Here is a 20,003-nt window from a genome sequence, read left to right as displayed (position 1 = left end):
TCACCACCGATATCCGGTACATTGACTTCTTTGCTTTCAGCCGCTGCCGGAGCTGCCGCCGGAGCGGCGGCTTCCTGCTGAACAGGAGCTGTTGCTGCACCGTTTGCGGACTCAAAAATCATGATCAGTTTGCCGGTTTCAACTTTATCGCCAACCGCAATTTTGATCTCTTTAACTACACCCGCCTGTGGAGATGGGACTTCCATAGAAGCCTTATCACCTTCAACAGTGATCAGTGACTGTTCTGCTTCTACAGTGTCACCTACTTTTACCATAATTTCGGTAACTTCAACTTCATCTGCACCGATATCAGGTACGTTAATTTCGATAGACATTAATCTTTACCTCTTATGCCAGACGTGGGTTAACTTTTTCTGGATTGATGTTGTATTTAGTGATCGCTTCTTCAACCACTTTCACATCAATTTCGCCACGTTTAGCCAATTCACCCAGAGCCGCAACAACCACGTAAGAAGCATCAACTTCAAAATGGTGACGCAGGTTTTCACGGCTATCAGAACGACCGAAACCGTCAGTACCCAGTACACGGAATTCACTTGCAGGAACAAAGTTACGTACTTGTTCTGCAAACAATTTCATGTAGTCAGTAGAAGCAATAGCCGGTGCTTCATTCATGATCTGAGCAATATAAGGAACACGAGGCTCTTCTGATGGGTGCAGCATGTTCCAACGCTCACAATCCTGACCATCACGAGCCAGTTCAGTGAAGGAAGTTACGCTGTATACGTCAGAACCAATACCGTATTCATCAGACAGGATCTTCGCTGCTTCACGAACATGGCGCAGGATAGAACCAGAGCCCAACAACTGAACGTTGCCTTTGCCGCCTTCCATGCTTTCCAGCTTGTAGATACCTTTACGGATACCTTCTTCTGCGCCCGCAGGCATTGCTGGCATGTGGTAGTTTTCGTTCAGGGTAGTGATGTAGTAGTAGATGTTCTCTTGTTTCTCACCATACATGCGCTCCAGGCCATCATGCATGATAACAGCAACTTCATAAGCGAATGCTGGATCATAAGAGATACAGTTAGGGATAGTCAGCGACTGAATGTGGCTATGGCCATCTTCGTGCTGCAAACCTTCACCGTTCAGAGTCGTACGACCAGAAGTACCACCGACCAGGAAGCCGCGAGCCTGTTGGTCACCTGCCGCCCAGCACAGATCACCGATACGCTGGAATCCGAACATGGAGTAGTAGATGTAGAACGGGATCATTGGCAGGTTGTTGGTGCTGTAAGAAGTTGCAGCAGCCAGCCAAGATGAAGCAGCACCCAGTTCGTTGATACCTTCTTGCAGGATCTGACCTTTGGCGTCTTCTTTATAGTAAGCAACCTGCTCACGGTCTTGCGGAGTATACTGCTGACCATTCGGGCTGTAGATACCGATTTGACGGAACAGACCTTCCATACCGAAAGTACGTGCTTCGTCAGCAATGATTGGAACCAGACGATCTTTGATCGACTTGTTCTTAAGCATAACGTTCAGCGCACGGACAAAAGCGATAGTGGTAGAAATTTCTTTGGATTGTTCTTCCAGCAGAGAGCTGAAATCTTCCAGAGCCGGGATTTCCAGTTTGTCGTCGAAGTTAACGCGACGGCTTGGCAGGTAACCACCCAGTGCGTTACGACGCTCATGCAAGTATTTGGACTCTTCAGAATCTTTATCGAAAGTGACATATGGCAGGTTTTCGATCTGATCATCGGATACAGGCACATTGAAACGATCACGGAACTGACGAACGCCTTCCATGTTCATTTTCTTGACCTGATGGGCAATGTTTTTGCCTTCAGCGGTATCACCCATACCGTAACCTTTGACGGTCTGAGCCAGGATTACAGTTGGTTTACCTGTGGTTTCCTGCGCTTTTTTCAGTGCAGTGAAAACTTTCTTAGGATCGTGACCACCACGATTCAGAGACCAGATTTCGTCATCAGTCATGTCTTTGACCAATGCCGCAGTTTCTGGGTAACGGCCGAAGAAGTGCTTACGAACATAAGCGCCATCTTTGGACTTGAATGTCTGATAGTCACCGTCCAGCGTTTCGTTCATCAGCTGAATCAGTTTGCCGCTGGTGTCTTTACGCAGCAGCTCATCCCAACGATCGCCCCACAGGACTTTCAGTACCTGCCAGCCAGCGCCGTCGAAGATACCTTCCAGTTCGTTAACGATTTTGCCGTTACCAGTTACCGGGCCATCCAGACGCTGCAAGTTGCAGTTGATGATGAATACCAGATTATCCAGTTTTTCACGAGTTGCGATAGTGATCGCACCTTTGGATTCTGGCTCATCCATTTCACCGTCGCCCAGGAAAGCGTAAACGGTTTGTTTAGAGGTATCTTTCAGACCACGATTTTCCAGATATTTCAGGAACTTCGCCTGATAGATAGCGGAAATTGGCCCCAGACCCATTGAAACAGTCGGGAACTGCCAGAAGTCAGGCATCAGTTTTGGATGCGGATAAGAAGACAGACCATTGCCACCGATTTCCTGACGGAAGTTATTCATTTGCTCTTCAGTCAGACGGCCTTCAAGGAATGCACGTGCGTAAACGCCCGGAGAAATGTGACCCTGGAAGTAAACCAAATCACCGCCATCATTTTCATTGCGAGCGCGGAAGAAGTGGTTAAAGCAAACGTCATAAACAGTAGCGGAAGACTGGAATGAAGCCATGTGGCCGCCCAGTTCCAGATCTTTTTTGGATGCACGCAGAACGGTCATTACTGCGTTCCAGCGAATAGCAGAGCGGATACGGCGCTCTAAATCCAGGTTGCCAGGGTAAGCAAACTCATCCTCAACGGGAATAGTGTTGATGTAATTACGACTTGCAGCACCTGCAGCAACGCTAACTCCACCTTTACGAGCTTCACTCAAAACCTGATCAATCAGGAACTGAGCGCGCTCAACACCTTCTTCACGGATGACCGATTCGATCGCCTGTAACCAATCGCGAGTTTCGATCGGATCCACGTCATTTTTCAAAATATCTGACATGGTTTATTCCTTATCTGTTATCTATTTCTAATGGTTGTTGGAGCCTATCTTCTGGTCATACCCTTTGATGAACAGCCTGTTATGACCGGAAGATAGGCCCTGCTATATATTGCTGCTAAAACTCTTAGATAAAGAGTTGACGAACTGTACAAACGCAGCAGTCAGGATCTGTACAGTCAAGTTTAGAATCTGCCCTTTTCGGGAAATTGATGAGTCAATGACGCCCCAAAGGACAGACTCTTATTCCTGATGTTGCTGGAGCCGCCTCAATGAACGCTCTCGACGAGTATGTTCACGATTCAAATCCAATAAAACTTCTTCAATAAAAGCCAAATGGCGATGGGAAGCTTCTCGGGCTTCTTCCGGTTTTCTCGCCATAATAGAGCGAAAAATCTCAGCCCTATGATCACTAACGGCTGCCAGCATTTCCTTGCGGGTATAAATGAATTCGAAATTGCGTCTGATGTTTTGTTCCAACATCGGGATCATACAGCGCAATAGATGCAGTAATACCACGTTATGGGCAGCTTCCGTGACAACGAGCTGATATTGCAGGACAGCATCAGATTCCGCATTGACATCTCCACTTTGCTGGGCTTCTTGAATAGCAAAGTGGCTTTGTTCAATACGCTTGAAATCTTCATCGGTTCCCCTCAGAGCCGCATAATAAGCTGCAATGCCTTCTAAAGCATGCCGCGCTTCAAGGAGATCGAACTGGGATTCTTGATTCTCTGCAATAAGTTGGACAAGTGGGTCGCTGAAACTTTGCCACAGATTGTTCTGTACGAAAGTTCCTCCCCCTTGACGACGGAAAAGAAAGCCTTTGGCTTCCAATTTTTGAATGGCTTCGCGTAATGAAGGACGTGATACTTCAAACTGCTTCGCTAGCTCACGCTCAGGCAGCAGTTTTTCTCCCGGGCGTAGCGAGCCTTCGAGAATGAGCTGTTCAAGACGCTGCTCAATCACATCTGATAACTTTGGTTGGCGAATCTTGCTATAGGCCATATCTGCTGTAAGCCATTCAATGAGTAAATGTTGCTTCGGACTATGCCCTGATGACCTGAGCCTTGTGGACTAAGTTCTAGTCAGCAAGCCCTAGCTAACAGAGCTGGAGTCAATTGGTAATACCAATTCTGAATACGGGCCTTAAAGTAACAAAGTATTCACTAGCTGTCTATAAAGACCTTGAGGCAAATCATAAAAATCTGCAAATTTTAACAAATTATTTTAAATTTTATTAGAAAATTATAACTAGAGAGGATTTTTTAGACAGTAAATCTGATGGTATTTAACGTTGCACAACGCATAGAGAGAAAAATAGAGAGAAAAAATGAAGTTTTAGCTAATTTAAAAATATAAACAAAAAGATGAAAATTAGCTTCTCATTTTATCATCATAGGCAATCCAATATTGATAAATAAAATAGTCATCAACAAATCAGCTATTACCAAATCCCGACACATATAAATAGGTTTTCATAATAGTGATACACTCAAATTATGAGGATTCCTTACTCCTCGCGCAGCGAGGGGTAAGGAAGTGAACTACAATTTTGGAATGTTATTTATATTGATAACGACTTTAATCTGTAAAAAATTAAAATCCACTGTATTGCAACGCAATAACTAAAGGGATTTTAAAAATCAAAATCCCTCAATTATTGTTATTAAATATTGTTATTAAACCATTTAACGTTACAAAAACAGGGCACAGCTTTTCATATATCAGACCAGAGTCCCATAAATCGTCAATAACGCAACGATAATCACAATCGTAAACGTTGCTTTTTTGGCTAATGTAACAGCAGCAACAGGTGTCTCTACCAAATTGAGGTGCGGTTCTTTACTTAATGCAAATTGAGCCAGTTGGCTGACCACCCTATATTGAGATGTGCGAAAATCACTGAGCGATGCGATCCAGGCAGGCAACGCTTTCTCACCGTGTCCCAATAAAGCATAAGCAATACCAGCCAAACGGGCCGGAAGCCAATCAAGCCAATGCAATATACCATCAACTCCCGACTGTGCCCGCTGTACCGCCGTTGCGTGTTGTGCCAGCCATCCCTGATAAGCTCTGAGGCAACCATATCCAACCAAAATGGCCGGACCAAATTTCCCCAGTACAATCATCCAAAAAATCGGGGCGAGATAATAACGAAAATTTATCCAGATTAACGCATTTTGTATTTCACGTAGCCGTTCTTCCTTTGTTGTTTCTGATAATGCTGAATCAGACAGCATACCCTGAATCATGGTTAAACGGGCAAGATAGCTATTCTGTTGTTCCGGATCATCATGACGTACTGCCTGAAGATATCCGCGATAGTCATGACGTAACTCCCCGGCACCAATACATAACAGGCCAATTATGATACTCAGTAAAATTGCCGGAATACCAAAAGCAACCGCACTTGAAATATCAATCAGTTTCCACGTCAATAAGGCGACCAAAAAGGTAATCCCCAGACTGCCCCATAGTGAATATGACTTTACCCTGACAAAAAACGGAGCTAAATAGCGTTCCAACTGCCAATGATCACCCATCTTAAAAACGCGTTCCCATGCCAGTATTAACAATAGAATAAAGAGTGTCATTTTCCTCATTCCTTCAATAGTTGCCGATAATGTTCCCAAGAAAAATAAGGGCCCGGGTCAGTTTTTCTATCCGGTGCTATATCACTGTGCCCCGTGATATTTTTGCGGATATCAGGATATTGACTGATAAGCAATTCAGTGACCTCAGCCAACTTAATATACTGAATTGCAGTGAATTCCTCATAATCCGTGCCTTCCAACTCAATGCCTATCGAAAAATCATTACACTTTTCACGTTCACAGTAGCAGGAAACACCGGCATGCCAAGCTCTTTTATCGAAAGGAACGTACTGTACAACCTCACCGTCACGCCGGATTAAACAATGAGCAGAAACGCACAAGTGTTTAATCTCATCAAAAAAAGGATCATCATTTGGATTCAGTACTCCCATAAACAATTGATCAATATAGGGGCCACCAAACTTGCCGGGAGGTAAGCTAATATTATGAATAACCAGCAATGATGGAGTCTCACCCTCCGGACGCAAATCACAATGCGGAGAAATCACCTTTCTTGACGTATCAATCCATCCTTCATGTAGCCTCATTTTTCTACTCCAGCGCTTGTTCTCACCGTTTAGTCCCATTTAAAGTGTAACAGGCTCGCATGTTAACACTTTAAAACAACTAATATTTCTGACTGTTCTTTATTTACAGACAGCCTCGAAATTTTTATTGCAATAAATGTAACACCTAATTATTTTTTCGAGGCTATTCCATAATTTTTACTCAGGCTATTTTATTTTCTTCCTTTTTCTCCATGCTTATTCGCGTCAGTATCCATCCAGAACTTGATGTTGTAATTCGTGAAGTACCAATTAAGGAGGAAGAATGAATCAGAAAGGGTTTACATTAATGGAAGTCATGGTTGTTATGGCAATAGTCTCTATCCTTGGTGCCATTGGTATCCCCAGTTATCAGGGATATATCCAAAAGGCAGCACTGACGGATATGCTTCAAGCAATTGTACCTTATAAATCGGGAGTAGAGCTTTGTCGCTTTGAAACTGAAAATTATAAAGCATGTCACTCGGGTCAATCTTCCATTCCATCGGGTCACAATAGTCGCTATGTCAGTACCATTTCAGTAAAAGATGGGGAAATAACCATTGTAGGTCAACAAAATCTCGACGGACTCAATGTCATTTTAAGACCTGCTCAGGATACCAAAACAGGCATTACTCAGTGGAAAGCGAGTTGTGAGTCTAAAAATGAGTCATTAAAACTGAAATGTCAGGAGTCCGTGAGGTTTTAAAGATTATTTTTTATTAGTTTATTAAAAGACACCATTCTATTTAAAGGAATATAAATAATGAAAAACAAGGAATATCTCTTAATGGAGAGAGAAATAAAAGATCTATGCCAACGACATCAGGCCATTATTATTAAAAAAGATCCTCACACTATTACTATTGCCTGTAGTCAATCACCGAATGAAGATTTCACCGCTGCATTGCGGTTTATTTCCGGTTTAATCGTTAATGTAGATATCTGGCCACAAGCAAAATTAGAATCTATGTTGACACAAAGCCATTCATTTATATCAGCAGAAAATTACTGCGCGGAAAATGATGACACTGAATCTTATCGTATAGAAAATCTGGATACAAACTATACCAGCTCTCATGCAATACAAACAAACGATATCCACGATGAAGATATAGATACCCCGGTTATTCAGTTAATTAACCAGACGATATTAACTTCAATACAAAAAAGAGCCTCTGATATTCACTTTGAACCGTCTCAACGTGGTTATCAGATACGCATTCGAGTTGACGGTATATTACATGCGATGCAAACTCCACCTCCTCAAATAAATGCGAGCATTCCTGCCCGCTTAAAAATCATGGCAAAACTCAATATTGCTGAAAAACGCCAGCCACAGGATGGTCAGTTTGATTGGTACGACAGCAAAAACAACTATGCAATACGGATATCAACACTACCGACATTACATGGGGAAAAAGTCGTCCTGCGTATTTTAAATACCATACACCAATTATCATTGGAACAACTTGGCCTGCCTGAATCACAGTTACAACTTTTAAAGCAGAAAATCCATTTACCACAAGGTATGATTTTAGTTACCGGCCCAACGGGCAGCGGAAAAACTGTCACTCTGTATAGCTGTCTGCAATATTTAAATCAGACTAAAAAAAATATCTGTAGTGTCGAAGATCCTGTAGAAATCCCTTTAAATGGTATCAACCAAACACCTGTAAATAATAAAATTGGTCTCGATTTTGCCAAAATACTCAGGGCATTATTACGGCAAGATCCCGATATCATCATGGTTGGTGAAATTCGTGATAATGAAACTGCTGAAATATCAATGAAAGCCGCACAAACAGGCCATTTGGTTTTATCGACACTACATACTAATTCTACTATTGATACTTTGTCCCGCCTGCAAAATCTGGGAATTTCCGGCTATATCACCGCCTCATGCGTAAAGCTGATTATTGCTCAAAGATTAGTCCGTAAACTCTGTCACCATTGTCGCCAACAAGACAGCAGCATTACCATTATTCCTAATTATATTAACAGCACCGACTCGACGACACTGGCAATAAATAAATGGAATGCAGTGGGTTGTGACCACTGTTTTTCCGGTTACTATGGCAGGACAGCCATCTATGAATTCCTCGAAATCAAACCTGAACTCCAGCAAGCCCTGTCAGGACATTCAATAGACTCTCTATCTCATTTACTTGTCACACAGCAGGATTCAACTCTTTTTTCGGCAGGACTCACATTAGTGGAGGAAGGAATAACGACTCTTGAAGAGATTTATCAAATTACAGGCCATGAAATCATATGAAAATAGAATATATTTATCAATGGCAAGCGGTCAGCAATAAAGGAAAAGTTATCACGGGAGAGAGTATTGGACACAGTAAAAAAAGTGTATTCCAACAATTAAGTTATCTTGAACTACAACCTTATGTCATTAAATACAAAAAAATCATTCATTACAGCAAAAAGGAAATTGCTTACCGACTACATTTCATTCATCAGTTAAGCACATTACTGGCATCGGGTATCCCCCTTTTAAAAGGGATAGCTATCTTATTACAAGATTGTAAACACGACCTCTGGAAATGTGTGTTAACGGATATGATTCAAAGAATCAGTCAGGGAGAATCATTTTCTACAACACTGGCACTTTATCCTAAGTTATTTCCTCCCTTATTCTGCCAAGTTATCGCGGTAGGTGAACAAACAGGTCAACTTGAAAGCTGCTGTCAATTGATTATTAATCGACTGGAGCAGCAAGATGTATTGCGGAAAAAAATTCAAAAGGCTTATCGCTATCCTTTGATAGTCGCTTTTGTGACTCTGATGGTCATTGTTATGATGTTGATTTTTGTCTTACCGGAATTCCGACAAGTCTATTCTTCTTTTGATGCTGCTTTACCTTTATTAACACAGTGGGTTTTATTAGGTTCTGATCTTTTGATTCACTATGGGGCATTAATTCTATTAATAATATGTACATTAATTGCTTGTTATCTATGGTTGCGTCATCGCTTTCCAATATTACAATCAAAGGAAAAAATGCTTTTGCTGAAATTTCCTCTTTTTAAGCGACTCACGATTTATCAACAGACCAACCAGATATTTCACATTTTGTTCATGACACAAAAAGCCGGGTTAACACTAACAATGGGACTGGAATGTGCCATGAATGCCACTCATCATCCTGCTTTTATAGCAGGAGTGAAAAGCCTGCACAGGCAAATCCAACAAGGGATACCAATGAGTGAAGCATTAAAAAAAGCAGATTATTTCCCCGCGCTATGTCAACAGTTTGTCACGATAGGTGAAGAATCAGGGGAATTAGAGTTATTTTTGTATAATCTGGCAAAATGGTATCAGGAGAAATCCATCAATCTTGCTGATAATTTGGTTCAATTACTTGAACCCCTATTGATGCTGATAATGGCTCTGATTGTCGGTTTATTATTGCTGGCCATGTATCTGCCTATATTTCAATTAGGTGCAATATTAACGTAACAAGGTATTTACATATTTCATCATCTTTTCCCGATGGTCGCAAAAGCTGGAATTATACGTGTTTGTTTATAGCTCAATAGCCTCCCTTGAGTTACAATTTAATTATTGCTATCAGAAATATTTTAAGGGATGGAATGACTTATATTATTGCACTCACAGGTGGAATTGGTAGCGGTAAGACGACTATTTCTAATGTATTTTCATCCCTTGGCGTCCCGCTTATTGATGCAGATGTTATTGCCAGAGAAGTTGTTGCTTCAGGGACGCCGGCATTGCAGGCAATCGTAGAGCACTTTGGCTCTGATATACTATTATCAGACGGCTGCCTCAACCGCCCATTACTACGTCAGAAAATTTTTGCCACCCCAGCAGAAAAACAGTGGCTTAATGCACTTTTGCACCCATTGATCCAAACAGAAACACAGCGGCAATTAAGCCAGATTACTGCCCCCTATGCGATGTGGGTAGTTCCTTTGCTAATTGAAAATAATTTAATGCACTTAGCAGACCGTATTTTAGTTGTTGATGTCCCACCAGAAGTCCAGATCGAGCGAACAATGGCTCGTGATGGCGTAAGTCGTGAGCAAATTGAACGTATACTGGCTGCACAAGTCAGTCGTCATGACAGACTAGAACAGGCCGATGATGTCATTTTAAACCATGATAGTGAGCAAGATATCATTCCCCATGTGCTCGAATTGCATCAGCAATATCTAAAACAAGCAGAAGCGTTTGAAACAAACAAAATCAGTCAGACAGGAAAATTATAATGAGTGATTCAATTTCCTCTATTATTTTTGAACATCCACTCAATGAAAAAATGCGTTCATGGTTGAGGATTGAGTCTTCACTACAACAATTGGAAAAACAGCGCCATCTGGATTCTCAGTCAAGTAGCCTCGCGTTTTTCCGAACAATTGCCGAATTAATTGAAATTCTAGAACGTGGTGAAGTCCGTTCTGAATTATTGAAAGAGCTAGAACGCCAGCAAACAAAATTAAAGCAATGGCTCAGTTCCCCTGATGCCGATGCTGTCATGATCAATAGTTTGTCGGAACAACTCAAAAAACGGAGCATGGGCCTGAGTCAGGCCCCCCGAATCGGTCAACACATCAAAGAAGACCGCATGATCAGCATGGTTCGTCAACGACTGAGTATTCCTGGCGGATGTTGTAGTTTTGATTTGCCGACATTACACCTGTGGCTACATTTACCACAATCAGTCAGAGATGAAACCGTCAAGTCTTGGTTAGACAACCTTGCTCCATTACAGCAGGCATTGGAAAGTATTCTGGGACTTATACGCCAATCAGCAATATTCATCCCTAAAACCGCTCACAATGGTTTCCATCAAGGAAATGCTGATGAAGCAGATCTGCTGAGATTAAAATTAGACATTGACCTGAATACATTGGTTTATCCGCAAGTTTCCGGTTACAAGACGCGTTTCGCTATCCGTTTCCTGCCAATGGATAGTGAGCATGGTGCTCTCCCTACCCATTTGTCATTTGAATTGTCCTGCTGTTAACATATACCCATAAATTTCAAGTTGCGGCGTCACTAACAAAGCAGCAACTTGAAAAATGAAGGGTATCACCTTCAAATCATGCAGGAGAAATTGAAATGTCAGAAGTATTAACTGTCGAATGCCCAACATGTGGCAATACTGTAATTTGGGGAGAAATCAGCCCACATCGTCCATTTTGCAGTAAGCGTTGCCAATTAATCGATTTGGGGGAATGGGCCAGCGAAGAAAAGAAAATACCGAGTCAGAACGACAGTTCAGAAAATGATAGCTGGAGTGAAGAGCCTGACCTGTAATCCTATTCAGATTATATCGCAGCCGTGCCAATTTTGTTGGGCACTGCTGCGATCGCAACACCTAAAAATAAATTAATTCAAAAAAGTGGCTCAAGTTTTTAATGAGAGCCATCTTTAGTCAGAAAAGCGACAATACTGCGGTTTGCAGGCGGAAATTCATCAGCGATTAATTCTGCTTGTGGAACCCAGCGGGAAGGTTGCCCTTCTTTACCAAACGGTTCGTTTTCCCATTTATCGACCAGAAAAAAGTGGAGTGTGATATTTCTGTCAGGAAAGTCAAATTGGATAGTATCCACCAAGTCCCAATGCGTCACAGTGATCCCAACCTCTTCCTTTAATTCTCTAATCAGAGCTTGTTCAGGTGTTTCTCCCCGTTCAAGTTTCCCTCCGGGAAACTCCCAAAAACCGCCCATATGTGAATCAGCACTACGCTGAGTGATAAAAATTTCATCATTGCTATCTTTAATGATGCCTGCGGCAATATGCAGATGTTTTTTTTCCATAATTATTTTTCTTGCTGTTGATTATTTAACCTGAGTGATTATCCCTTGCAGACTACAATAAAATTAGCTTAAATCGCAAATTTGTATTTCATTCAATAGTTAATCACTTTTACCTTTCTACAAAAACATATCCTGTAAGCACAGACAACAGCGGTATAAAAATCAACCTATAAATGGATTCAGATTCAAACCACGATTTCAGAGATTAAGGAAGAACCGTTTATGCAATATGACGTTCAACAATTAATGATCGTGAATTAGGGCGCTCTAAAGCCACACTGTCACGGCAAGCAATATTGAAGGCGTAGGTGGTATGCAGGAATTGGAATTGTTTTGACAAAACCCCCAAATCTATTTCTTAAGCAACATTCCTTGAAGAGCATTCCTTGAAGAGCATTCCTTGAAAAACATGTCCAGAATAAGATTTGGGGGTTCGTTAAATTTAACTGGCCAGCCAATGGTAATAGTTAACTATACATTTACCACTGGCTCTATCCACATCAGATTTAATTATAAGCTGCCGTGGCAATGTTTATATTTTTTGCCAGAACCACATGGACAAGGATCGTTACGACCAACTTTGCGCTCTCCACTCGCCATTTGCGCCTCCGCTTCTGACATCAACGCACCCTGTTCAACTTCATGACTCAGGTGCTGTTTTCTCGCCAAACGCTCTGCTTCTTCACGGCGCTGTTGCTCAAGTGCTTCAACTTCTTCCGGCATCCTGACCTGAACTTTGCTCAGGGTACTGATCACTTCATATTTCAGTGATTCCAGCATGTTAGCAAACATAGAAAAGGATTCACGTTTGTATTCTTGCTTTGGATCTTTCTGTGCATAACCACGCAAGTGAATACCCTGACGCAGGTAATCCATCGCTGCCAAATGCTCTTTCCACAGTGTATCCAATGTTTGCAGCATGACGCCTTTTTCAAAGTTACGCATCATTTCCACACCAACGATCTCTTCTTTCTGTTTGCAAGTTTCAATCATTTTTTCAAGAATACGCTCACGCAGCGTTTCTTCATGCAATTCAGGTTCTTTATCCAACCACTCTTTGATTGGCAACACTAAGTCAAAATCGTTGACTAAACGTTCTTGTAAACCTTCAACATCCCACATTTCTTCCAGTGATTGCGGTGGGATATAAGCATCAATCGTTACCTTGAGAACATCTTCACGGATGCTGGCAATGGTTTCACTGACATCACTCACATCAAGTAAGTCGTTACGCTGAGCATAAATTGCACGGCGCTGATCATTGGCAACATCATCATATTCCAGCAACTGCTTACGAATATCAAAGTTACGGCTCTCAACTTTACGCTGAGCATTCGCGATCGCTTTAGTCACCCAAGGATGTTCGATTGCTTCGCCGGGTTGCATGCCAAGTTTACGCATCATTCCTGTCACGCGATCGGAAGCAAAAATACGCATCAGGGAGTCTTCCATTGATAGATAGAAGCGTGAAGAACCCGCATCCCCTTGACGCCCTGCACGGCCACGTAACTGATTGTCGATACGGCGTGATTCATGGCGCTCTGTACCAACAATATGCAAACCACCCGCAGCCAATACCGCATCATGGCGCACTTGCCATGCAGCCTTGATTTCCTCAATTTTGGCTTCGGTCGGCGCTTCCAATTTAGCGACTTCAGACTGCCAACTTCCGCCCAACACGATATCAGTACCACGTCCTGCCATGTTGGTTGCAATTGTCACCGTGCTAGCCTGACCCGCCTGAGCGATAATATCCGCTTCCATTGCATGGAATTTTGCGTTCAAGACGTTATGCACGATGCCAGCTTTGGTCAATGCATTAGAAATGAGCTCCGATTTTTCAATCGAAATAGTTCCCACCAATACCGGCTGCCCGCCATTTGTACGCTCTTTGATATCCTCAATGATCGCTTCAATTTTTTCGGCTTCCGTCATATACACTAAATCAGGTAAATCCTGACGAACCATTGGGCGGTTTGTTGGAACGACGATGGTATCCAGTTTATAAATAGAACTGAATTCAAAGGCCTCAGTATCGGCTGTTCCCGTCATCCCCGCCAATTTCTCATATATACGGAAATAATTCTGGAACGTGATTGAAGCCAGTGTCTGGTTCTCATTCTGAATCTCAACACCTTCTTTGGCCTCTACCGCCTGATGCAAGCCATCAGACCAGCGACGACCCTGCATAGTACGTCCCGTATGTTCATCAACAATGATGACTTCGCCATCTTTAACGATATAGTCTACATCGAGAGTAAACAGGGCATGAGCACGTAGCGCTGCTGTCACATGGTGCATCAACATGATATTAGTCGGTGAGTACAGTGATTCACCTTCATTCATCAATTTGACATCTACCAGCAACTCTTCAATCAATACCAGACCACGTTCAGTAAGGTTAACCTGACGTGTTTTTTCATCAACGGAGAAGTGACCTTCACCTTGGAATGTATCTGAGTCCTCTTTTTCCTGACGGATCAATTTCGGGATCAGTTTGTCCACTTTGATGTAAAGTTCGGAGCTATCTTCCGCTGGCCCTGAAATAATCAATGGAGTACGGGCTTCATCGATCAGAATGGAGTCCACTTCATCCACCAGAGCATAATGCAATTTGCGTTGAACTCGCTCTTCCGGACTAAATGCCATGTTGTCACGCAGATAGTCGAAACCATATTCGTTATTGGTGCCGTAAGTAATATCTGCGGCATAAGCTTCGCGTTTTGCCGGTGCTGGCATACCCGGCAAGTTAATGCCTACAGTCAGGCCAAGAAACTCAAACAATGGTCGGTTGTTTTCAGCATCACGTTGTGCCAGATAATCGTTGACGGTAACAACGTGTACACCCCGGCCACTTAAGGCATTAAGGTATGCAGGCAAGGTTGCTGTCAGCGTTTTACCTTCACCTGTACGCATCTCCGCAATACAACGCTCATTCAGTACCATTCCGCCCAGTAGCTGCACGTCAAAGTGACGCATGTTAAATACACGTTTGCTGGCTTCACGCACGGTCGCAAAGGCTTCTGGCAGAATTTTCTCCAGTGATTCACCTTCTTTCAGGCGAGCACGGAATTGGTCTGTTTTGGCTTTCAGCTCTTCGTCAGAAAGCTTTTCAAAATCCGGTTCCATGTGGTTAATCACATCAACCACTTTACGCAGACGGCGTAAAGTCCGGTCATTACGGCTACCAAAAATTTTAGTCAGTAATTTAATCAGCATAATTAGTACATCTCAGATAAGGCTACTGCTGTAGCCAACCAATTATTTATCAAAAAACCGTCTTATTCAGTTAAGAACAAAATAAAACAGCATCATTACAGCAAAAATAAATGATTAGAAATTGGTCCAGCTCTGATACCTTGAATTTGAGCGACCCAAAGTGCCGGGGTATGAATATCAGGAAGAACAACCATCGCCAGAGAAACATCAGAAATAGTTTCATCAAATGGTACGGATGCTTGTGTCAGCATGGCATGCAACGTATCCAACATCAGTTGTTGCATGGATGGAGAAGAAATCTGCGAACTTTCTTTTACTGCTTCATATCTGACGGGTTCTGTAATCGAAAAAACAAAAGAAAGTTGACGGATCACATTACGTACAGCATGTTGCTGCCAGTAATTTAAATAATTTGCGGGTTGACGCTGGGCACTTTTTAATTGAAACAAATGTAATTGGAATAAGTGCTCAAACGAAGAGAATGCTTGGTTTTGCTTTCCTTGTGAGGAAGATGTATTTGTGTGTGGAAGGCTTTCTGTCACTCCGGCAAAAACGGTAGGAACACCAATTCCTGTGGCAACCATGCCCAGTAAAAGGTGAGACCAAAAATAACGCCTACCAAATTGCCGCCAAAGATTTAGAATACTCATTAATCCTTCATTATAAATACTGGAACTGCCTTTATTATGCGAGATAGCCGCCCACAATCACTGGAAACACTATTTGAAGACGCGGCGATTGTCGGCAAAAGTCCTCTTCAAGCCATTCAACAACATGCCATCGCACTATTAAAGCTCAATCGTGCTGTTCTCAGTTTACTTCCCGCACAGTTGCATCCGTGGTGCAGGGTCGCTAATTATCGCAAACAAATTCTGGTACTGGAAGCAGGAAATGCCAGTTGGATGACCCGACTTCGTTATGAAATACCCGTTCTGCTTTCTGCACTTAGAAGCGAAATTCTACCATCTTTATCCTCAATCGACATCAGGATTAATCCATCATTAATGGTTAAGAGTGATAATAATGCACAGAGCTTCTCAAAATCGTTAATAAAAGCATCCGATAATGATAATCAGGATTTACCGAAACGCCAATTGACCCATGAAAGCGCAAAAGCATTAATGTCATTGGCTGAACGTAGCCCTGAAAAATTAAAAAGGAAGTTGGAGCAATTGGCTGCACTGGCCGGAGAGGGTACCAGTACAGCCAAGAAGAAGCGCTAACGCTGAATGAAAAACATCAGAGAAAGGAGTGTGATAGATAACATAACCCACGGATGTATCATAAGTATGTTCTCAACACATTTTTAGCTGTGTTTGATCACCAGCCATTATGCCAGCACCAATGATGGAGCACGGAAAGCCAATGGCATTTCAGCTTCATCTTCAAATGTGACAAATTCCCAAGCGCTTTCCTGCACTAAAACTGCTTGCAACAGCTTGTTGTTCAGTGCGTGGCCTGATTTAAACGCGGTAAAGGCGCCAATGATATTGTAGCCACACATAAACAGGTCACCAATGGCATCCAGCATTTTGTGACGGACGAATTCATCCGCAAAACGGAGACCGTCTTCATTAAGTACGCGGTAGTCATCAACCACAATCGCACAATCGAAGCTGCCACCAAGGCACAACCCCTGAGATTGTAAGTACTCAATATCGCGCATAAAACCGAAGGTACGCGCACGACTAATTTGGCGAACAAATGAATCGGCTGAGAAGTCCAGGCTATAGCGCTGTGTGCTGGAGTCAATCGCAGGATGGTTAAAGTCGATGGTAAAATCCAGACTGAAACCGTGATAAGGTGATAATTCTGCCCACTTATCACCATCTTCCACACGAATGGTATCTTTCATGCGCACGAATTTCTTCGCGACATTCAGCTCTTCAATACCGGCATCCAATAACAAGAAAACGAATGGACTGGCGCTGCCATCCATAATAGGGATCTCTGGGGCATCAACGTCAATAACAATGTTATCGATCCCCAAACCTGCCAGCGCTGCATTCAAATGTTCAACGGTTGAAATCCGCACATTATGCTCATTCACCAGACAGGTGCAAAGCATTGTATCACGCACAGATTTAGCATCTGCCGGAAAATCTACCGGAGGATTCAAGTCAGTACGACGATAGATGACCCCGGTATTAGCCGGCGCTGGACGCATTGTCAGCGTGACTTTCTTACCGGTGTGCAAACCCACGCCAGTCGCCTGAACAACACGTTTTAATGTCCTTTGTTTGATCATCGTTTATATCTCGCAATGTTACGTATCCCGCCAATCACTATAAAGCATGACTGGCAGGACAGTTTAGCACAAAAAGCGGAGAAACCAATTTTTTAGCAATTAATCAGCCTGCTTGCGCAAAAATGCAGGGATATCCAAATAATCAGGCTCTTTGCTTGTCTGCGTACTTTGATCATTAACGACTTTTGCGATTGTTTTGTTCTCATCAGACAATGACGGAATTCCGCCCGGCATTTGCTGGTAACGGCGATCTATTGTGTTTGCCTGAGGTGCTTTGTTGTTGGTTACCAGCGTAATTTCCGGACGCTTGTCCATCCCGATACCAGTTGCCACAACAGTAACACGCAATTCATCGTTCATATCTGGATCTAATGACGTACCGATAACTACCGTCGCATTGTCAGAAGCGAATGCACGGATTGTATTACCAACCGTTTCAAATTCATCCAGACGCAGGTCAAAGCCGGCGGTGATGTTAACCAGAACACCACGCGCGCCGGACAGATCGATATCTTCCAGCAATGGGCTGGAAATCGCCATTTCCGCAGCTTCTTCCGCACGATCTTCACCTTGTGCAATACCTGACCCCATCATGGCATAACCCATCTCAGACATCACGGTACGAACGTCAGCGAAGTCAACGTTCATCAGCCCTGGGCGAGTGATCAGTTCAGCGATCCCCTGAACCGCCCCTTTCAGGACGTCATTGGCTGCACCGAATGCATCCAGCAGGGAAATTCCGCGTCCCAGAACTTTCAATAGTTTGTCATTTGGAATGGTAATCAATGAGTCCACGTGTTTGGACAGTTCAGTGATCCCCTGTTCCGCGAAGGCCATGCGCTTTTTGCCTTCGAAATTAAACGGCTTAGTAACGACAGCAACAGTCAGTATGCCAAGTTCTTTGGCAATTTCAGCGACTACAGGTGCTGCGCCCGTTCCTGTACCACCACCCATACCTGCGGCGATGAATACCATGTCAGCCCCTTCCAGGGCAGTGCGCAATGATTCGCGATCTTCTTCCGCAGCTGTGCGACCGACTTCAGGGTTTGCCCCAGCACCTAATCCTTTCGTAATGCCGTTGCCAATCTGGATAGTCTGACCAACAGCCGTCTTACGCAGAGCCTGAGCATCAGTGTTAATTGCAAAGAAGTCTACGCCTTCAATGCGTTCACGCACCATGTGCTCAACAGCATTACCGCCGCCGCCGCCGACGCCGATGACTTTAATCACCGCGTCATTGGTTAATTCCAGTGGTTCAAACATAATTTCTCTCCGTTTTGTGCCTTTATATCGAGGCCGGCGACATTGTCGTAGTCTCGGAATAAAAAATCAAAATTCTTTTTTCAGCCAGTTGCTGACTCTCTTAAACCAGCCACTCACTGACGTTCTTTTGTCAGCATTCGAATCGCCACCAAGATGGGATTCTTTGCCATAGTGCAGAAGCCCGACTGCTGTTGAGTAGCAAGGCTCCTGTACATAATCTGTCAGCCCAGTGATGTTCAGCGGGCGGCCAATGCGAACTTGGGTATGAAAAACCCGCTGAGCACAATCAGCCAGACCATCAATCTGGGCTCCTCCGCCTGTCAAGACGATCCCTGCCGCCAGGTGGTGCTTTACTCCCTGCTGACGCAATTGTTCCTGCAATCGCAAAATTTCATCGTTCACTAAATTCAGCAGTTCGGTATAACGAGGCTCAATCACCTCGGCCAGAGTCTGGCGCTGCAAGCTACGAGGAGGTCGTCCTCCTACGCTTGGCACTTCTACACTCTCATCCTTGCTGACTATCGAGCCTAATGCGCAACCATGACGAACTTTGATGGTTTCCGCATCAGTTGGAGGAGTACCAAAGGCATAAGCAATATCACTGGTAACCACATTGCCGGCGTAAGGGATAACCTTGGTATGGCGCAATGCCCCGCCAGTGTATACAGCAATATCCATCGTGCCACCGCCGATATCGACGACGCACACCCCCAATTCACGTTCATCTTCCGTCAGCACAGCATAGCTAGCTGCTAATCCGGCAAAAATAAGCTGATCAACTTTCAGCCCACAACGTTCCACAGCTTTTACGATATTTTTCGCCATGTCGTTATGACAGGTAATCAAGTGTACTTTTGCCTGCATACGCACACCAGAGAGCCCAACCGGATTTTTGATCCCTTCCTGATAGTCAATTGCGTATTCCTGTGGGATCACATGCAAAATACGGTGTTCATCACGAACACGAACCGATTTAGCCGTATGGACAACGCTATCCACATCGTCCTGCGTTACTTCTTCTTCCGAAATCGGCACCATACCTATTTCGTTCTGGCAACTGATATGCTTGCCGGAAAGCGCCAGATAAACTGAAGATATCTGGCAATCCGCCATAAGTTCAGCCTGATCAATGGCACGCTGTACGCATTTAACGACCGACTCAAGATCGTTGACACCGCCTTTATCCATGCCGCGGGATGGGCAACTTCCTACTCCGATAATATTAACCATACCATCGGGCAGAATTTCACCAACCAGGGCAGATACCTTTGCTGTCCCGATTTCAAGGCCAACTACCAATTTTCTGTCCGTTGATTTGATCATC

Annotated in this window: 18 protein-coding genes; 7 read left to right on the top strand and 11 right to left on the bottom strand. The window is 43.5% G+C overall.

Translation table 11 applies throughout. The annotated features are described in order from the left end of the window. The 5 genes from FE394_RS01675 to ampD all read right to left on the bottom strand — a co-directional run. Nucleotides 1-335, bottom strand: a 335-nt coding sequence (locus FE394_RS01675) for a biotin/lipoyl-containing protein (protein WP_319924660.1), incomplete at its 3' end; no start/stop codon positions are given. A 13-nt stretch (nt 336-348) separates the two neighbouring features. Next, the gene (aceE, locus tag FE394_RS01670) at nt 349-3,012 is read right to left on the bottom strand and encodes a pyruvate dehydrogenase (acetyl-transferring), homodimeric type (protein ID WP_319924659.1); all 2,664 of its coding nucleotides are present in this window, start codon (nt 3,010-3,012) and stop codon (nt 349-351) included. 240 nt (nt 3,013-3,252) lie between these two features. Continuing rightward, complete coding sequence (gene pdhR, locus FE394_RS01665; protein ID WP_319924658.1) at nt 3,253-4,017, bottom strand: pyruvate dehydrogenase complex transcriptional repressor PdhR; 765 nt, start codon at nt 4,015-4,017, stop codon at nt 3,253-3,255. A gap of 719 nt (nt 4,018-4,736) precedes the next feature. Then, entirely contained in the window at nt 4,737-5,606 is an 870-nt protein-coding gene (gene ampE / locus FE394_RS01660) for a beta-lactamase regulator AmpE (RefSeq protein WP_319924657.1), read from the bottom strand. Nucleotides 5,607-5,611: 5 nt separating this feature from the next. Beyond that, nucleotides 5,612-6,154 (bottom strand): 1,6-anhydro-N-acetylmuramyl-L-alanine amidase AmpD, encoded by a 543-nt coding sequence (gene ampD / locus FE394_RS01655; protein ID WP_319924656.1) that lies wholly within the window; start codon nt 6,152-6,154, stop codon nt 5,612-5,614. A 283-nt stretch (nt 6,155-6,437) separates the two neighbouring features. Here ampD and ppdD point away from each other — a divergent pair, with 283 nt between their 5' ends. The 6 genes from ppdD to yacG all read left to right on the top strand — a co-directional run bounded on the left by ppdD (nt 6,438) and on the right by yacG (nt 11,446). Next, nucleotides 6,438-6,860 (top strand): prepilin peptidase-dependent pilin, encoded by a 423-nt coding sequence (ppdD, locus tag FE394_RS01650; RefSeq protein ID WP_319924655.1) that lies wholly within the window; start codon nt 6,438-6,440, stop codon nt 6,858-6,860. A gap of 57 nt (nt 6,861-6,917) precedes the next feature. After that, entirely contained in the window at nt 6,918-8,429 is a 1,512-nt protein-coding gene (gene gspE / locus FE394_RS01645; protein WP_319924654.1) for a type II secretion system protein GspE, read from the top strand. Then, nucleotides 8,426-9,625, top strand: coding sequence for a protein transport protein HofC (gene hofC, locus FE394_RS01640; RefSeq protein ID WP_319924653.1), 1,200 nt, complete (start codon nt 8,426-8,428; stop codon nt 9,623-9,625). Before gspE ends, hofC begins: the two co-directional genes overlap by 4 nt. A 134-nt stretch (nt 9,626-9,759) precedes the next feature. Beyond that, nucleotides 9,760-10,395, top strand: a complete 636-nt coding sequence (gene coaE / locus FE394_RS01635; RefSeq protein WP_319924652.1) for a dephospho-CoA kinase — start codon at nt 9,760-9,762, stop codon at nt 10,393-10,395. After that, nucleotides 10,395-11,153 carry a cell division protein ZapD gene (zapD, locus tag FE394_RS01630; RefSeq protein ID WP_319924651.1) on the top strand — a complete coding sequence of 253 codons (759 nt, stop codon included), beginning with the start codon at nt 10,395-10,397 and terminating at the stop codon, nt 11,151-11,153. The genes coaE and zapD overlap by 1 nt, the downstream gene beginning before the upstream one ends. 95 nt (nt 11,154-11,248) lie before the next feature. Next, nucleotides 11,249-11,446 carry a DNA gyrase inhibitor YacG gene (gene yacG, locus FE394_RS01625; protein WP_319924650.1) on the top strand — a complete coding sequence of 66 codons (198 nt, stop codon included), beginning with the start codon at nt 11,249-11,251 and terminating at the stop codon, nt 11,444-11,446. Between the two features lie 98 nt (nt 11,447-11,544). On the opposite strand, the gene mutT is transcribed toward yacG, so the two are convergent. The 3 genes from mutT to secM form a co-directional block, all read right to left on the bottom strand. Beyond that, the gene (mutT, locus tag FE394_RS01620; RefSeq protein ID WP_319924649.1) at nt 11,545-11,949 is read right to left on the bottom strand and encodes an 8-oxo-dGTP diphosphatase MutT; all 405 of its coding nucleotides are present in this window, start codon (nt 11,947-11,949) and stop codon (nt 11,545-11,547) included. A 510-nt stretch (nt 11,950-12,459) separates the two neighbouring features. Continuing rightward, nucleotides 12,460-15,168 carry a preprotein translocase subunit SecA gene (gene secA, locus FE394_RS01615; protein WP_319924648.1) on the bottom strand — a complete coding sequence of 903 codons (2,709 nt, stop codon included), beginning with the start codon at nt 15,166-15,168 and terminating at the stop codon, nt 12,460-12,462. A 95-nt stretch (nt 15,169-15,263) separates the two neighbouring features. After that, the gene (gene secM / locus FE394_RS01610) at nt 15,264-15,818 is read right to left on the bottom strand and encodes a secA translation cis-regulator SecM (RefSeq protein ID WP_319924647.1); all 555 of its coding nucleotides are present in this window, start codon (nt 15,816-15,818) and stop codon (nt 15,264-15,266) included. A gap of 36 nt (nt 15,819-15,854) precedes the next feature. Between secM and FE394_RS01605 the strand changes: the two genes are divergently transcribed. After that, nucleotides 15,855-16,391, top strand: coding sequence for a DUF721 domain-containing protein (locus FE394_RS01605; RefSeq protein ID WP_319924646.1), 537 nt, complete (start codon nt 15,855-15,857; stop codon nt 16,389-16,391). Between the two features lie 107 nt (nt 16,392-16,498). Here FE394_RS01605 and lpxC read toward each other — a convergent pair whose 3' ends face one another. From lpxC to ftsA, 3 genes are all read right to left on the bottom strand, one after another. Then, nucleotides 16,499-17,416 (bottom strand): UDP-3-O-acyl-N-acetylglucosamine deacetylase, encoded by a 918-nt coding sequence (lpxC, locus tag FE394_RS01600; protein ID WP_319924645.1) that lies wholly within the window; start codon nt 17,414-17,416, stop codon nt 16,499-16,501. Nucleotides 17,417-17,515: 99 nt separating this feature from the next. Then, nucleotides 17,516-18,679: a cell division protein FtsZ gene (ftsZ, locus tag FE394_RS01595; protein WP_319924644.1), complete on the bottom strand. Its 1,164-nt coding sequence runs from the start codon at nt 18,677-18,679 to the stop codon at nt 17,516-17,518. A gap of 66 nt (nt 18,680-18,745) precedes the next feature. Then, complete coding sequence (gene ftsA / locus FE394_RS01590) at nt 18,746-20,002, bottom strand: cell division protein FtsA (protein WP_319924643.1); 1,257 nt, start codon at nt 20,000-20,002, stop codon at nt 18,746-18,748. Between the last annotated feature and the right edge of the window lies 1 nt (nt 20,003).

This window comes from Xenorhabdus littoralis (assembly GCF_033949345.1).
Classification (GTDB): Bacteria; Pseudomonadota; Gammaproteobacteria; order Enterobacterales; family Enterobacteriaceae; genus Xenorhabdus; species Xenorhabdus littoralis.
The sequence above is the reverse complement of the archived record's forward strand: the minus strand, read 5'-3'. Positions and strand labels throughout refer to the sequence as shown.

Bases quoted from the DNA above. Each gene is read 5' to 3' on its own strand.
- aceE (WP_319924659.1), bottom strand. From the start codon at position 3,012: ATGTCAGATATTTTGAAAAATGACGTGGATCCGATCGAAACTCGCGAT.
- ampD (WP_319924656.1), bottom strand. From the start codon at position 6,154: ATGAGGCTACATGAAGGATGGATTGATACGTCAAGAAAGGTGATTTCT.
- pdhR (WP_319924658.1), bottom strand. From the start codon at position 4,017: ATGGCCTATAGCAAGATTCGCCAACCAAAGTTATCAGATGTGATTGAG.
- ftsA (WP_319924643.1), bottom strand. From the start codon at position 20,002: ATGATCAAATCAACGGACAGAAAATTGGTAGTTGGCCTTGAAATCGGG.
- ampE (WP_319924657.1), bottom strand. From the start codon at position 5,606: ATGACACTCTTTATTCTATTGTTAATACTGGCATGGGAACGCGTTTTT.
- lpxC (WP_319924645.1), bottom strand. From the start codon at position 17,416: ATGATCAAACAAAGGACATTAAAACGTGTTGTTCAGGCGACTGGCGTG.
- hofC (WP_319924653.1), top strand. From the start codon at position 8,426: ATGAAAATAGAATATATTTATCAATGGCAAGCGGTCAGCAATAAAGGA.
- ppdD (WP_319924655.1), top strand. From the start codon at position 6,438: ATGAATCAGAAAGGGTTTACATTAATGGAAGTCATGGTTGTTATGGCA.
- coaE (WP_319924652.1), top strand. From the start codon at position 9,760: ATGACTTATATTATTGCACTCACAGGTGGAATTGGTAGCGGTAAGACG.
- mutT (WP_319924649.1), bottom strand. From the start codon at position 11,949: ATGGAAAAAAAACATCTGCATATTGCCGCAGGCATCATTAAAGATAGC.
- zapD (WP_319924651.1), top strand. From the start codon at position 10,395: ATGAGTGATTCAATTTCCTCTATTATTTTTGAACATCCACTCAATGAA.
- yacG (WP_319924650.1), top strand. From the start codon at position 11,249: ATGTCAGAAGTATTAACTGTCGAATGCCCAACATGTGGCAATACTGTA.
- secM (WP_319924647.1), bottom strand. From the start codon at position 15,818: ATGAGTATTCTAAATCTTTGGCGGCAATTTGGTAGGCGTTATTTTTGG.
- ftsZ (WP_319924644.1), bottom strand. From the start codon at position 18,679: ATGTTTGAACCACTGGAATTAACCAATGACGCGGTGATTAAAGTCATC.
- FE394_RS01605 (WP_319924646.1), top strand. From the start codon at position 15,855: ATGCGAGATAGCCGCCCACAATCACTGGAAACACTATTTGAAGACGCG.
- secA (WP_319924648.1), bottom strand. From the start codon at position 15,168: ATGCTGATTAAATTACTGACTAAAATTTTTGGTAGCCGTAATGACCGG.
- gspE (WP_319924654.1), top strand. From the start codon at position 6,918: ATGAAAAACAAGGAATATCTCTTAATGGAGAGAGAAATAAAAGATCTA.